General features: G+C 69.5%; 10 protein-coding genes and 1 pseudogene. 3 read left to right on the top strand and 8 right to left on the bottom strand.

The window, feature by feature from the left end; translation table 11 throughout:
- Positions 1-37 precede the first annotated feature (37 nt).
- Genes ACFQ9K_RS42580 through ACFQ9K_RS42570 form a run of 3 tightly spaced genes read right to left on the bottom strand, consistent with a single transcriptional unit; the run spans position 38 to position 3242 of the window.
- Positions 38-1672, bottom strand: a complete 1635-nt coding sequence (locus ACFQ9K_RS42580; RefSeq protein ID WP_378722837.1) for an ABC transporter permease — start codon at positions 1670-1672, stop codon at positions 38-40.
- Positions 1669-2589 carry an ATP-binding cassette domain-containing protein gene (locus ACFQ9K_RS42575; RefSeq protein WP_378722839.1) on the bottom strand — a complete coding sequence of 307 codons (921 nt, stop codon included), beginning with the start codon at positions 2587-2589 and terminating at the stop codon, positions 1669-1671. Before ACFQ9K_RS42575 ends, ACFQ9K_RS42580 begins: the two co-directional genes overlap by 4 nt.
- A complete protein-coding gene (locus ACFQ9K_RS42570; protein ID WP_378722840.1) occupies positions 2589-3242 on the bottom strand; it encodes a TetR family transcriptional regulator in 654 nt (217 codons plus the stop codon). The genes ACFQ9K_RS42575 and ACFQ9K_RS42570 overlap by 1 nt, the downstream gene beginning before the upstream one ends.
- A 118-nt stretch (positions 3243-3360) precedes the next feature.
- Here ACFQ9K_RS42570 and ACFQ9K_RS42565 point away from each other — a divergent pair, with 118 nt between their 5' ends.
- Entirely contained in the window at positions 3361-5280 is a 1920-nt protein-coding gene (locus ACFQ9K_RS42565) for an acyl-CoA dehydrogenase (protein ID WP_378722857.1), read from the top strand.
- A gap of 284 nt (positions 5281-5564) precedes the next feature.
- On the opposite strand, the pseudogene ACFQ9K_RS42560 reads toward ACFQ9K_RS42565, so the two are convergent.
- From ACFQ9K_RS42560 to ACFQ9K_RS42550, 3 genes and pseudogenes are all read right to left on the bottom strand, one after another.
- Positions 5565-6671 (bottom strand): annotated as a pseudogene (locus tag ACFQ9K_RS42560) (MFS transporter); the annotation flags it as partial.
- 142 nt (positions 6672-6813) lie between these two features.
- Positions 6814-7056, bottom strand: a complete 243-nt coding sequence (locus tag ACFQ9K_RS42555; protein WP_378722841.1) for a hypothetical protein — start codon at positions 7054-7056, stop codon at positions 6814-6816.
- Positions 7057-7168: 112 nt separating this feature from the next.
- Entirely contained in the window at positions 7169-8674 is a 1506-nt protein-coding gene (locus ACFQ9K_RS42550; RefSeq protein ID WP_378722843.1) for an ABC transporter substrate-binding protein, read from the bottom strand.
- A 197-nt stretch (positions 8675-8871) separates the two neighbouring features.
- On the opposite strand from ACFQ9K_RS42550, the gene ACFQ9K_RS42545 reads away from it, so the two are divergent.
- On the top strand, positions 8872-10221 hold the full coding sequence (locus ACFQ9K_RS42545; RefSeq protein WP_378722844.1) for an LVIVD repeat-containing protein: 1350 nt from the start codon (positions 8872-8874) through the stop codon (positions 10219-10221).
- Here the strand turns inward: ACFQ9K_RS42545 and ACFQ9K_RS42540 are convergent.
- Both ACFQ9K_RS42540 and ACFQ9K_RS42535 read right to left on the bottom strand, forming a co-directional pair.
- Positions 10211-11464 (bottom strand): hypothetical protein, encoded by a 1254-nt coding sequence (locus tag ACFQ9K_RS42540; protein ID WP_378722845.1) that lies wholly within the window; start codon positions 11462-11464, stop codon positions 10211-10213. The genes ACFQ9K_RS42545 and ACFQ9K_RS42540 overlap by 11 nt on opposite strands.
- A 49-nt stretch (positions 11465-11513) precedes the next feature.
- A complete protein-coding gene (locus ACFQ9K_RS42535) occupies positions 11514-12146 on the bottom strand; it encodes a TetR/AcrR family transcriptional regulator (protein ID WP_378722846.1) in 633 nt (210 codons plus the stop codon).
- 127 nt (positions 12147-12273) lie between these two features.
- On the opposite strand from ACFQ9K_RS42535, the gene ACFQ9K_RS42530 reads away from it, so the two are divergent.
- Positions 12274-13905, top strand: a complete 1632-nt coding sequence (locus ACFQ9K_RS42530; RefSeq protein WP_378722847.1) for an FAD-dependent oxidoreductase — start codon at positions 12274-12276, stop codon at positions 13903-13905.
- Positions 13906-14023: the final 118 nt, after the last annotated feature.

The following is a 14023-nucleotide window of genomic DNA, read 5'->3' as shown; positions in this document are numbered from 1 at the left end:
CGTGCGCAGTGTCGCGCACGGGCCGCCGGCTATCGATTCAGCGCAGATCGCGCCTGCGGAACGCGGTGATGCCGACCGCGTGCAGTGCCGCGGCGATCACCAGCAGCCAGAGCACCGGGGCGGCCCGGAATTCCGCGCCGGGCAGCTTCGGCGGATGCACGAACGGCACGACATCGACGACCCACTGCGGCAGCCCGTCCAGCGAACCCGCGAAGAAGATGACGAGCATGACGCTGAGAATGCCCCAGACGACCGGGGTGAAGCGCGGCGCGACCCCGTAGATCGCCACCGCGATGCCGGTGAACACCCACACCGCGGGCACCTGCACGGCCGCCGCACCGAGCGAGTCGGTCAGCTTGCCGGCCAGGTCGCCGTCGGTCGCGCCGTAGACGATGCCGATCGCCAGACCGGCCAGCAGCAGGAGCACGGCGGGACCGAGCAGCGCGAAACCGATGTGGCTCAACGCGTATCGCGCGCGTCCGACCGAACCGGCCAGGGTCGACTCGGCCCGATGGCCGGCCTCCTCGTCGTGCAGGCGCAGCGCCGCCGAGAGCGAGTACGCGGCCGCGCCCATGGCGAGCAGCGAGAGCGCGAAGGTGACGAACGAATCCTGCAGCATGTCCGACCCGCCCATCCGGGTGAGCATGTCCTTGATGGCGGAGTTGTTGTCGAGCATGTCGCCGACGCTCTTGATCGCCCCGCCCATCAGCAACCCGTAGAGCACGAATCCGACGCACCAGACCAGCAGCGAGCCGCGTTGCAGCCGCCAGGCCAGCCCGGCCGGGCCGGACAGCCCCGGAGCGGCAGTCGGCGGGCCTGGGCGTTCGGCGAGTAGCCCGGACCCGGTGTCGCGTCGCGCGAGCAACCCGTACGCCGCACCCACCGCGATCACCGCGACCGCGAGCAGCGGAACCAGCACCCACCAGCGTTCCTGCGCGAACGCCCGCATCTGAATGCACCAGCCGAGCGGCGAAAACCAGGTCAGCACACCGTTACCCGCGTCGCCGATGGCCCGGACCGCGAACGCGGCGGCCAGCGCGCCGAGCGCGACGCCACGCGCGATCCGCGCACCGGTGCTCACCTGGGCGGCCACCGCGGCGACCCCGGCCCAGGCCAGGCCGGAGCAGGCCAGGGCGGCGGAGAACGCCACCGAACCGGCGATCGGCAGGTCGTTGCTGTACAGCAGTGCGGTAGAAAGTATTCCGACGAGCACACAGCCCGCCGCGGTCATCAGCAGCGCGGCGGTCAGCCCGGCGAAGCGGCCGATGCTGGTCGCGCCGATCAGTTCGGCCCGCCCGGTCTCCTCCTCCACCCTGGTGTGCCGGATGACGGTGAGGATCGTCGCGATCGCGATCATCGCGAAATACGGTCCGGCCTTCCACAACGCCATCGAGCCGAGGTCCGTGCTGAACACCGGGCCGTACATGGCGACCAGTGCGGGACTGTCGGTGATGGTCTTCGCGTAGTTCGCCAGGTCGGCCGGCGTGCCGTAGACGCTCTTGGTGCTCGCGACATAGAACGCGGGCAGCATGCCGAACGCGAATACCCAGAGCGGCAAGATGATTCGATCGCGGCGTAGGTACAGGCGCAACAGTTGCCCGGTACCCGCGAAGTCGGCCGAGCCGCGCACGGCCGGGGCGGCGTACGGCCTGCCCGCGGTGACAGTGGTCATGCCCGCACCTTCTCCCCGTGCGCCGCGGCGTCGCCGTCGACGTGGTAGTGCCGCATGAACAACTCTTCCAGGGTGGGCGGCGCGCTGGTCAGGCTGCGCACGCCGGTGTCGCCGAGCAGCCGGATCAGCTCGCCGAGGTGCTCGCCCTCGACCTGGCAGCGCAGCGTCTTGCCGTCCCAGTGGATGTCCTCGACACCCTCGATCCGGCCGAGATCGCCTGGGTCACCGAGCAATTCGGCGGTGATCGAGGTGCGCGACAGGTGCCGCATCTCCGACAGCGAGCCGCTCTCCACGGTGCGCCCGGCGCGGATGATGGTCACCCGGTCACACAGGACCTCTACTTCGGACAGGATGTGACTGGACAGCAGCACCGTCGTTCCGCGCTGCTTGGCCTCTTCGACGCATTCCCGAAAGACCTGTTCCATCAACGGATCCAGGCCCGAGGTGGGCTCGTCGAGCAGCAGCAGTTTGACGTCCGAGGCGAGCGCGGAGATCAGCGCGACCTTCTGCCGGTTGCCTTTCGAGTAGGTCCTGGCCTTCTTGCGCGGGTCCAGGTCGAAACGCTGGATCAGCTCCGCCCGGCGCTCGGCGTTGATGCCGCCGCGCATGCGGGCGAGCAGGTCGATGGTCTCACCACCGGACAGCGACGGCCACAGCGTGACATCGCCTGGGACATAAGCCAGTTCGTGATGCAGCGCGACCGCGTCGGCCCACGGGTCGCGCCCGAACAGTTCGGCTCGGCCGGAGGTGGCGCGCAGGATGCCGAGCAGCACCCGGATCGTCGTGGACTTACCCGCGCCGTTCGGCCCCAGGAAACCGTGGATCTCCCCTTCCTCGACCGTCAAATCCAGCCCGTCCAGTGCGGCGACGTGGCCGAATGTCTTGCGGAGATCGTTGATTCGAATGATCTCGGACATCAGTGCTCCTCGTGGAAAGTGTCCAAAAGCGTAGGGTCGGTAAGGAGGCCCTGGGTGTAGAACTCCAGGGCGGGCGGCGTGAGCTCCTCGGTCAGCTCACGGATCGCTTTACGGAAATCGAGCTTTTCGCCGGGCTTCTGGTGCATCTGCATCCAGAGCAGGGTCGCGCCGACGTTGAGCGTCATCAGGTATCTGGCCCGCGCGGCGGGGTCTCGGCTGGGCTTGATCGTGCCCGCCTCGACGCCCTGCTGGATGTAGCCCTCGGCGTCCTCGGCCATGTGATCGAACAGCGACTGCGCCATCGGGCCGCCCGCCTGCAGGCTGCGCACCATGTAGGCGACCAGCGGGCCGTACACCTCGATCTCGGCGAGCGCGGCCAGCATGCCCTTCGCGACGCTGTTCGCGGTGAGCGCCTTGACCTTCTCGTCCCGGATCAGTTGCAGCACCCGCTCGTCACAGGCGGCGCGCAGACCGTCCTTGGAGCCGAAGTGGTGATTCACCAGACCGGGCGAGACGCCGGCCGCCTTCGCGATGGCGCGCACCCCGACCTGGAAGCCCTGGTCGCCGAAGACCTCGATCGCGGCGTCGCGGATTCGGGCCGCGGTGGTCAGGTCCGCGGCGGATCCTTGCGGTAGGGGCTGTTCGTTAAACACATGTTCAATATACTAAACACTCGTTCAATCCACCACAAGAGCCGCGCCCGGAATGTCGTGTCAACAGTCACGGTTTGGTCGGCGCGGCGCGGGCTAATGTCGAGTTATGACAACCGGCATCGCAACGACCGCGGAGCACCTACGCGCGGCACTGGACGGACCGTGGGGCGAGATCCGGGAGCAGGCCCGAATCCAACTCGCCGATGACAAGTTCGCCGGGGACGCCTACCTCGACTACAAGGCCGCCCGTGCGCGGGTGCTCGAGCAGATGCGGGTCCTCGCGACCATGGGCTACGCCGAGCGCGGTTTCCGCAGGGAGAACGGCGGCACCAGCGAGCCGGGCGCCGCGGTGACCGGGCTGGAGATGCTCGCGTACACGGATCTGTCGCTGTGGGTGAAGGCCGGCGTGCAGTGGGGCCTGTTCGGCGGCGCGGTGGAGAACCTCGGCACCGAGCGGCACCGCGAGTACATCAAGCGGCTCATCTCGCTCGACCTGCTCGGCTGTTTCGCGATGACCGAGTCCGGGCACGGCAGCGATGTCGCGCACCTGGAGACCACCGCGACCTATGACCCGGACACGCAGGAATTCGTGATCCACTCGCCCACGCCCTCGGCGCGCAAGGACTACATCGGCGGCGCCGCCGAACACGCGCGGATGGCCGCGGTTTTCGCGCAGCTGATCACCCAGGGCGAGGGGCGCGGCGTGCACTGCCTGCTGGTGCCGATCCGCGACGAGAGCGGCGCCGACCTGCCCGGCGTGACCACCTTCGACGACGGGCTCAAGGGCGGGCTGCCCGGGGTCGACAACGGCCGGATCGTGTTCGACCAGGTCCGTATTCCGCGCGAGAACCTGCTCAACCGCTACGCCGATGTGGCCCCGGACGGCACCTATACCTCCGAGATCGAGAACCCGAGCCGTCGCTTCTTCACCACGCTCGGCACCCTGGTGCGCGGGCGGGTCAGCGTCGGCGGCGCGGCCGCCGCGGGTACCAGGGTCGCGTTGAGCATCGCCCTGCGCTACGCGCTCGAGCGCAGGCAGTTCTCCGATCCGGACAGCGGGCAGGAGACCGTCCTGCTCGACTACCGCAGCCATCAGCGGCGGCTGCTCCCGCTCGTGGCCAAGACCTACGCGCTGGCGTTCGCGCAGAACGACCTCGTGCGCCGGATGCACCTGGTCCAGACCGGTCAGGACCTGAACCCGAGTTCGCAACGGGCACTGGAGAAGCGGGCCGCGGGCCTCAAGGTGGCCCAGACCAGGCACGCCACCCGCGCCATCCAGGAATGCCGCGAAGCCTGCGGCGGCGCCGGCTATCTGACCGAGAACCGGCTGGTCACACTGAAGGCGGACACCGACGTGTTCACCACCTTCGAGGGCGACAACGTGGTGCTCACCCAGCTGGTCGCCAAGGAACTGCTCACCGCCTACTCCGACGAGGTCCGCGACCTGGACGCGCTCGGCTGGGTCAAGTTCGCCGCCACCATGGCCGGCGACGAGGTCCGCAAGGTGACCGGGGTGCGTCAGCTGATCCAGCGCCTGCGCGACGGATCCAACGACTCCGTCGACGAGGGCGATCTCGCCCGCCGCGCGGTCCAGCTGCAACTCTTCGCCGACCGCGAGGAGTACCTGGTGCGCACCGCCGGGCACCGCCTGCGGGCCCGCGCGAAGGACACCACCCCGTTCGAGGCGTTCAACAACGCGCAGGACCACATCCTCGCCGCGGGCACCGCCCACATCGACCGGCTGGTGCTGGAGGCGTTCATCGAGGGCATCGAGGGCATCCAGGACCAGGAGGCCCGCGACCTCGCCGAAACCGTCTGCGACCTCTACGTTTACACCACGCTGGAGGAAAACCGGGACTGGTACATCATGCACCGCTTCATGTCCGTCGAGCGGGCCAAGGCGGTCCGCCGCGGCGTGAACGAACTCGTCGACCGGCTGCGCCCGGAAGCCCGCACCCTCGTCGAGGGCATGGGCGTCCCGGAATCCATGCTGCGGGCGGCGATGCTCAACGACGCCAGCGTGTACAAGCGGGCGTAGTCCGCACCGGATCGACCACCCGACACCGTCCTGGACCCGCTGGGTTCAGGACGGTGTCGTTTCGGTCGACGAGGTGTCCGGCACGTTCTGTGCCACATCACGCAGGTCGCGGTCGCGGGTTTCGCCTGCCCAGAGGAAGGCGGCCGCGGTGCAGGCGAGCATGAGGCACAGCAGCAGGGTGAGGGAACGGTGGACGGGTAGCGGTGCAGGAGGGCGACACCGATGATCGGGGTCAGCGAGCCGCCGACGATGGTCGCGAGCTGATAGCCCAGTGAGGCTCCGGTATAGCGCACTTCGCTGGGGAACAGCTCGGCGAAGAAGGGGGCCTGGGCGCCGGTCAGCAGACCGTGCAGGGTGAGGCCGACGGCGATGACCAGGGTGATCCGGGGCGCGCCTCCGGTGTCGACCATGGGCAGTGCGGTGAGCGCCCAGGCCGCGATCAAGACGGCGAGCAGCACGCTGGACATCCGGCGGCCGTAGCGGTCGCCGAGCGCGCCGCCGAGCACGATCGCCATGGCCTGGAACACCGAGGCGATCGTGATCGCGGTCAGGGCGGTCGATTTCGGCACGTGCACGACCTGGGTCAGGTAGGCGAGCAAGAAGATGCTGAACGTGTAGTACGTCGCCTTCTCGCCTACGTCGGCGAGCGCGGCCAGCAGCACCTGCTTGCGGTAGCGGCGCACCACGATTCGGACCGGGGCCTGCCCGTCGTGCGGGGTGCCGCTCCGCTGGGCCGCCAGGAAGATCGGCGACTCCTCGACGGCGTGCCGTAGCCAGATTCCTACCGCGACAAGCACTATCGACAGCAGGAACGGGATTCGCCAGCCCCAGTCCTGGAATTCGGCGGTGGACACGCCGAGGCCGAGGACCGCGAGCACTCCCGTGGCGAGCAGATTCCCCAGCGGCCCGCCCGTTTGCGGCCAGCTACTCCAGAATCCGCGGTGCGCCGCCGATCCGTGCTCGGCGACCAGCAGCACCGCGCCGCCCCACTCACCGCCGAGCGCGAGGCCCTGCACCAGGCGCAGCAGCACCAGCAGGATCGGCGCCGCGATCCCGATGGTGGCGTACGCGGGGATCAGGCCGATCGCGACGGTCGCGCCGCCCATGAGGATCAGGGTGATCGAGAGGGTGCGGCGACGTCCGAGCCGATCGCCCAGGTGGCCGAACAGGATTCCGCCGAGCGGGCGGGCGAGGAAACCGACGGCGTAGGTGACCATCGCCAGCAGCACACCGGTCAGCGGGTCGCCGGACGGGAAGAAGACCTTGTCGAAGACCAGCGCGGCGGCCAGGCCGTAGAGGAAGAAGTCGTAGAACTCGATCGTCGTGCCTGCCACACTGGCGGCGACGATCCGCGCGAAACGCGCGCCGACGGGTGCGGCCGGGTCGGCCATCGTGCTGTCTCCTCGTTCGTACCGAATCATCCGGTACGACTATCGCGCAAAACAGCCCATGATCCGGCGTTTCGGCGCAGACGCAGCTCCCACCCCAGAGGCGAACCCGGATAAGCGTTTCCGGGCTCGCCCCTACCTCATCTCAGGACGGCGGCGGGCACGGGTTGCCGTCGTTGTCCGACGGCGGCGGCAGCGGACGGCCGTCCGGTCCCTTCGGCGGCGGCAGCGGCTTGCCGTCCGACCCCCGCGGAACGATCGGGCATCCGTTCTCCGACGTCTGTACGTCGGACGGCGGCGGCGGACCCGCCGTCGCCGCCCCTGCCGCGATCAGGCCCGAGCCCATGATCACCGCGAAACCGAGCACGATGGCCGCGCGAAGTTTCATCTGATTCCCCTTCTCGAATGCTGTTGCCTTTCACTGGGTTAGACGTGCCTGCGCGCGCCAGGTTCCACACAAGATCAAATGTGTCCCAGGTCACATATCGCGGCGGTCGGATTCAGAGCGAGATCGAGGCTAGGTCTATCCCCCGCAACGGCTCGGCGGTCACGCCATGCAGGCGCGCTGCCCACACCGCGTGACCGTGGCCGGACCACAGCGGCGCCACCGGAAGCTCACGGAGCAACTGGTTCTCCGCGATCCGGTACAGCTGAGCGCTTTCCGCCGATATGCCCGCCGAGTCGGCGGCGGCCAGCAGTTGGGCGAAGCCCTCGTCGGCGTACCCGACGGACTTCGCCAGCGCGGCGAGCAGTTCATGCGGGCTCGGCGTGTTCAGCGAACGGGTCAGCAGGAACGGACCGTCGCCGGGTTCGCCGGCCTCGTCGCCGCGCGGTCTCGCGGTGACGTCCACCCCGAGCCCCGTGCGGATCTGGTCGACCAGCGGCCGTCCCCATTCCGCCTGTCCGGCACCGAAATACACCGCGACCGGACCGGCGAACGAAACCTGGCGGAGCAGCGCGGCGGCCGCGGCCGCGTCGTGAGTACACGGACGGCACGGTCCCGACCGCTCCCCCGGTGCGATGCCGGGCGGCAGAATCGCGCGGGCCGGGTCGACCTGATCCGCGAGCGGCCCGGCCGCCAAACCCGCGCGATCCACCGCCATGGCGAACGCGTGCCGAACGGTCGCGTCCTCGAATCGCTTGTCCGACAGCGGGAATGCCAGATAGCCGACCTCGGGCAGCGGCCACATCGCGTGCCGCTCGGCGAAATCGTGGTGCATGGCGGCGTGCCGCCCGCCGGGCACCTCGGTGGCCAGGTCGAGCGAACCGGACTTCACCCGGTCGTACTGCGCGGCGGAATCGCCTACCTCGAAACGGATCTCACGCACCTGGCCGGCCGCCTCGGCCACCCGCACGAGCCGCCCGCCGGATCCTTTATGCCAGGGTTCGGCCATCCGGAACGGGCCGTTGCCGATCGGGTCGGCGGCGAAGGCCGGCCAATCCCGGGACGCGAGCACCGAGGCGGGAAGCGGCAATAACGCGGGCGCGGCGAGCACCGCGGGCACCTGGCCGAAGGGGCGGTCGAGGACGATGCGCAGCGTGCGGTCGTCCGGCGCGCTGATCTCCACGGCGCGCAACACCTCGGTGAGCACGCCGGATCCCGGCCAGTGCGCGTCCGCGACCATCCGCCAGGTGTCGACGTAGGACCGCGCGGTAACCGGTGTCCCGTCATGGAACCGGGTCGCGCGCAGCCTGACCTCCCAGCTCACCTGGTCCGAGCTGGAAACCGATTCGGCCGCTCGCGGACTCACCGTGCCGGTGGCCGCGTCGTAGTCGACCAGCGGTGTCCACAGCGCCCCGACGAGCATCCGGCCGGCTTGATCGCGCAGATCGGCCGGGAGCAGGCCGGCCGGCTCGCGGACGCCGACCGTGACCACGCCGGGTTCAGCCCTGTCCGCCGAGTCGGCGCAGCCGACGGCACCGAGCAGGAGCACGGCGAACCCGACGACAAGTCTCAACCATCGCTGGCACCCGTCAGCGACCCCCGGCCGCGGATCATCCGACATGCCAGCATCATTCACTTCCTGCGCCGGAAAACCCACAGCAATGGTCGCCATCCCGGCGTCCACCACGCGAAAACCGTTCCCCAGTTCGTCATATCGCGATTTGGGGATCGACGCCGACGACGGCGGACCTACAGTGAGGACAGCTCGGTGGCCGGGAATCCCTGGTCACAACGCGACGTGTCTCGCTGGAGGTCGTTGTGCACCGCTGGTTGCTCCGGTCGTCCCTGCTCCTGATCACCGTCTCCGCGACGCTGGCCGCCACCGTGCTGCCCGCCGCCGCGTGCGGCGAAGACGACGGCCCGCACGGCGTCGCGGCACCGCGCACCGGCTCGCCCGCCGCGGAGAAGAACGTGAAGGCCGTCGGCTCGGTGCCGGGCGCGCAGGGCGCCATCTCGCTGCAATTCCTGCAATACGGCGCCCGGGACGTCATGGTCGTGTCCGGCGAATTCGGCTTGAAGACTTACGATCTCACCGCCAACCCGGCCGCGCCGAAGCTGATCGGCCAGCTCAACATGCCCGGCATGTGGGAGACCGAGGACACCGAGGTCGACCCGGTCCGCAAGCGCGTCTTCCTGTCCCGCGACCCGCGCGCCTTCAACGGCAACGTCCGCACCGGCGAGTCCGGCATCTATGTGGTCGATCTGGCCAAGCCGGAGCAGCCGACCGTGCTCAGCTACGTCAAAGTGCCTGCCGGCCATACCACTACGTGCATCAACGACTGCCAGTATCTGTGGACCGGCGGCCCCGCCAAGGCGGACAGCATGCCCGCCGCGTGGGGCGGGCGCCCGATCTGGGTCACCGACATCCGCGACCCGCGCAAGCCGAAGGTCAACCCGAACCCGATCGAGTTGGCGCGCAACGACGGACAGACCGACTACGTGCACGACGTGCAGGTGGACGAGACGGGTATCGCCTGGGCCTCGGGACGCGGTGGCGTGCGCGGCTATTGGACGACCGGCATGCACAAGGACCCGGTGACCGGCAAACTCCGGATGGCGTCGGCCAACGAGCCGGTCCCGTACGCGGGCGGCGGCATCAAGGAGACGGCCGCGCCGTCGAAGTTCATGCACAACAGCTTCCGCCCGATCGGCAACCGCGCGAAGGACGGCGGCGGCGCGGGCCCGTTCGCCAACGGCAACCTCATCTACGCCACCGAGGAGAGCTTCGTCGACGGCTGCGCGGGCGACGGCGTGCTCGTCATCGCCTCCCTGGACGGTTCCTACGGCGGCGAGGGCTGGCGCTCCACTCCGCAGAAACCGTTCCGGCTCAACACCGTCGGCACCTGGGGCGTGGCCGGCCAGGAGGGCAGCGACCCCGCCTCCGCCGACTGCTCCGCCCACTACTTCGACGTCCAGGACAAGATCCTCGTCCAGTCCTTCTACGCCCAGGGGACCCGGTTCCTCGACGTCTCCGACCCCACCAACCCGAAGCAGATCGCCTACTATCGTCCCGCCGACGCCGCCGCCTGGGCTCCCTACTGGCACCGCGGCTTCGCCTACGTGGCCGACAACACCCGCGGCATCGACATCCTCCAGCTCACCCGCTGACCTCGCGCAGCCGCGCGTACCCGGGGAACCGGTCGCACAGGGCCTGGTCGAAAGCCGCTGCCCGCGCGCGTGATTCATGCACGGTGTACCGCCCGAGCGACAGATACCAGGCCATCAGATCGGCGGCCGTGCTCGCCGCGTCGTCGAGCAGGCAGAGCACGACCGTTGCGCGCAATCGTTCCGCGTCGACGTAACCGCCTTCGTTGCGCACCCGCGCCAGCACCGCGAGCCGCGCCACCGTGTCTCGCTCGGCATGCCACTGAATAACCGGTCCCGCAACATAACTCAGCACCCACTCGACTCCGTCGCCACCGTCGGTCACGAACTCCAGCTCGGACGGCGCGCCGGGAAAGTTCCCCGCGCTGTCGAATCTGCCGAAGCCGATCGAGTCGATGGTGCTCCGGCGCAGGAACTCCGCGCTGTCGTAGGCCAGCAGCGCGGGCGGCGGCAGGGTAAGCAGCACCTCGCGGACCGCGGGCGAGATCACCGTGGCGACCGCCGAAATCTCCACCGCGCCACCCGAACTCCGCTCGAGGAACACCCGTATCGCGGGCACGATCAACGCGGACGCACGGGTGCTCAGCACATACTCCTCGGCCCAGGCGATACCGAAGTCCCCTACCGGCCGGAACCCCTGCGCCGCAAGCGCGTACCCGATCGCGGCGGAGGTGAGCGACAGAAGATCGACGGTCGCGGGACGATCGAGCACCTCGAAGAACTCGGGCCGCGGTTCACCGAGGCGCGGGCTGTGCCGGAACCCGGTCAGCGACCAGCCCAGCTGCTCGGGCGCATCGAAGAGGTAGTCGACCTCGTCGCGATCGTCGGCCGCGCGCTGCTCGGCCAGCAATTCGTCGAGCTCGTCCCAGAGGCTGGGCGGCAGTTGCCCGAGCACCCGCAGATCGTCGTATTCACCGTTCACCGGGCTGTCCCGCACCACCGACCACACCCGCGCGCCGTCCTGCCACCCGGCGACGTCGGCATAGCTCGAGTAGTCGTCGAGCGTGCACGACACGACCTCGCAGCCCGCCGAAAGTCGCTCCAACACAGAATCTTTCGTCGCCTCATCGGTCAGCACGGAGGACTCGTCGAGCACCACGACGACCAGCCAGCCATCCGCGATCTGCGTCGCGACCGCATGCGGCCGCGGATACTCGACCCGCTCCCCGGTCCGCCGCAACCCCAGCTCCGCGCACACCCCATCGAAGTCCCTACCCCGAATGGCCGTCCAAGATATCGCTCCCACGGTCACTGTCTAGCGTCGCGCCCACCCGGCGTCAAAGGGGATTCGACCGCTAGTCGCGTTCGCGGCCGAGCAATTCCACCAGCAGCGCCACCTGCTCGGCGAAGTGATCGATGAATTCCGGCGCGCGCGGATCGGTTCCGCAGACGCCCTCGAGCACGTGCGGCAGCGTGGTGGGCGCCATGGCGGCGGCCATCAGCATGACGAGCAGCGCGGCCGGGTCCAGCTCGGCGGGGAGCCGGCCCGCGGCCTGCAGGACGCGCAATTCGTCGACGCTGTGCTCGAGCATTTTCGCGCGGGACGCGTGGTCCGCGTCGCCCGCGGGACCGGTGTATTCGAGTCCGCCCCAGGCCAGCAGCCGGACGCCGTCGGGGTTGTCGCGCGCTTCCAGGGCATAGCGCCGGAACTGTTCCGGCAGTGGGGTTTCCGGCGGAACCAGGTCGCGACGGCGGGCTTGCCAGCGCTGCGACATGGCCTGATACAGGCCCTCCTTGCCGTCGAAATAGTAGGAGATCAGCTGCTGGTTGACCCCCGCGCGGGCGGCGATCGCGGCGGTCCGCGCGCCTTGAAAGCCGTGCGCGGCGAACTCGGCCTCGGCCGCGTCCAGGATCAGCTGACGGGTGCGCTCGGGATCGCGCTGACGCTCCTGCGGCTTGGGTGACCTGCGGGGTTTCGACGACGTCACGCTATTCATCCTACATACGCATAGCAATTTCAGGCAGCAGTCCAAGTTAATCAATCAAATGGTTGACAAAGAAGAGTGATCGATTGAAACATGGTTGGACCGTCCCGTCACTCAGGAGAGCTACGCCGTGAACACACAGTCCGACATCCAGCAGACCCAGGTCCTCATCGTGGGCGGCGGCATCAGCGGCCTGTCCGCCGCGCTGTTCCTGGCCAGAGCCGGAATCCACCCGATCCTGGTCGAGCGGCACGCGTCGACCGCACTGCAACCGCAGGCCCGCGCGTTCAACCCGCGCTCGATGGAGATCTACCGGGCGCTCGGCCTCGAGCAGGCGATCCGCGACCGGACCTCGATCCTGGCCGACTTCCCGGAGATGATCGGCGCGGACACGCTCGCCGGCCGGGAGCGCTTCCGGGTCGACATCCTCAGCCGGGTCCGGCCGCCGGCCACCCTCAGCCCCACCGACTGGACGATGATCGACCAGGACGAACTCGAACGCGTCGTGCGCGCCGACGCCGAGAACCACGGCGCGGACATCCGGTTCGGCACCGAGCTGATCTCCTTCGACGCCGCCGCGGACGGCGTCACCGCCCTGGTCCGCGATCTGGCCGGCGGCGCCGAACGCCGCATCCACGCGGACTACCTGGTCGCCGCCGACGGCAATCGCGCGGGCATCCGCACGACACTCGGCATCGGCGCCGCGGGACCGGGCGAATTGCTCAACGCCGCGAGCTTCGTCTTCGACGCCGACCTCGGCGCCGCGCTGCGCGACCGTCGATTCCTGCTCGGCTACTTCGACCAGCCGACGACCGGCACCGCGCTCGTTCCCGGCCGCGAGTTCGGCCGCTGGGCCCTCGGCATTCCGTTCGGCCCCGAGACCGGCCGCAGCGCCGCCGATTTCACCGAGGCGCGCTGCGTCGAGCTGACCCGCCGTGCGATCGGCGACCCCGACCTCGACGTCACCCTTGTCCCGCTGATGACCGGATCGGACCAGAAGGTGGCCACCACCCGCATCGGCGCGTGGGTCGCGGACGCGTACCGGGCCGGACGGATCTTCTTCGTCGGCGACGCCGCGCACGTCTTTCCGCCCACCGGCTCGTTCGGCGCGAACACCGGCATCGCCGACGCGGGCAACCTCGCCTGGAAGCTCGCCGCGGTGCTCAAAGGCCAAGCGGGCGAGTCGCTTCTGGACAGCTATGCCGACGAGCGCCGCCCGGTCGCCTCGGTCACCCTCGATCAAGCGATGCAGCGCCTGCACGGCCGCCACAGCGGCACCGGCGACGAGGCCGCCACCATCGACGACCTCACCATGATCCTCGGCTACCGCTACCGTTCGGCCGCCGTCCACACCGAAACCGGCACCCCGGACGAATCCGTCGAGGACCCGCGCCACCCCAGCGGACGCCCCGGTCTGCGCGCACCGCACGTCTGGTTGCGCCGGGACGCCACGACCCTGTCCACCCTCGACCTTTTCGGCGGCGGATTCACCCTGCTGACCGGCGAAGCCGGCGCGGAATGGCTCGTCGCGGCGGAAACGGCATCCACCACAACGGATCTCGATCTACGCGCGTACCGCATCGGGGTCGACTTCGCGGACCCCGACGACACCTTCGGCGCGGCCTACGGCCTCGGCCCCACCGGTGCGACCCTCATCCGCCCGGACGGATTCGTCGCCTGGCGCGCCGCCGACCTCCCCGCGAACCCGGAGCACGAGCTGCTGCTCGCGCTGTCCCGGCTGCTCGCCCGCGACGCCGGCTAGCCCTCGACACGCTGTCGGCGGGCCGTTGTGCCAGCCCGGATGCGAAGGTCGCCGGAAGGTGACTACGTTCGCGTGCATGGATTCAGACACGCTTCCGGGAGGCGACAGCACGGAGACG

The organism is Nocardia sp. NPDC056564, assembly GCF_042793755.1.
Lineage (GTDB): Bacteria > Actinomycetota > Actinomycetes > Mycobacteriales > Mycobacteriaceae > Nocardia.
Note: the sequence above shows the minus strand (reverse complement) of the source record. Positions and strands in the feature narration are given on the sequence as shown.

Bases quoted from the DNA above. Each gene is read 5' to 3' on its own strand.
- ACFQ9K_RS42580 (WP_378722837.1), bottom strand. From the start codon at position 1,672: ATGACCACTGTCACCGCGGGCAGGCCGTACGCCGCCCCGGCCGTGCGC.
- ACFQ9K_RS42575 (WP_378722839.1), bottom strand. From the start codon at position 2,589: ATGTCCGAGATCATTCGAATCAACGATCTCCGCAAGACATTCGGCCAC.
- ACFQ9K_RS42555 (WP_378722841.1), bottom strand. From the start codon at position 7,056: ATGAAACTTCGCGCGGCCATCGTGCTCGGTTTCGCGGTGATCATGGGC.
- ACFQ9K_RS42550 (WP_378722843.1), bottom strand. From the start codon at position 8,674: ATGTCGGATGATCCGCGGCCGGGGGTCGCTGACGGGTGCCAGCGATGG.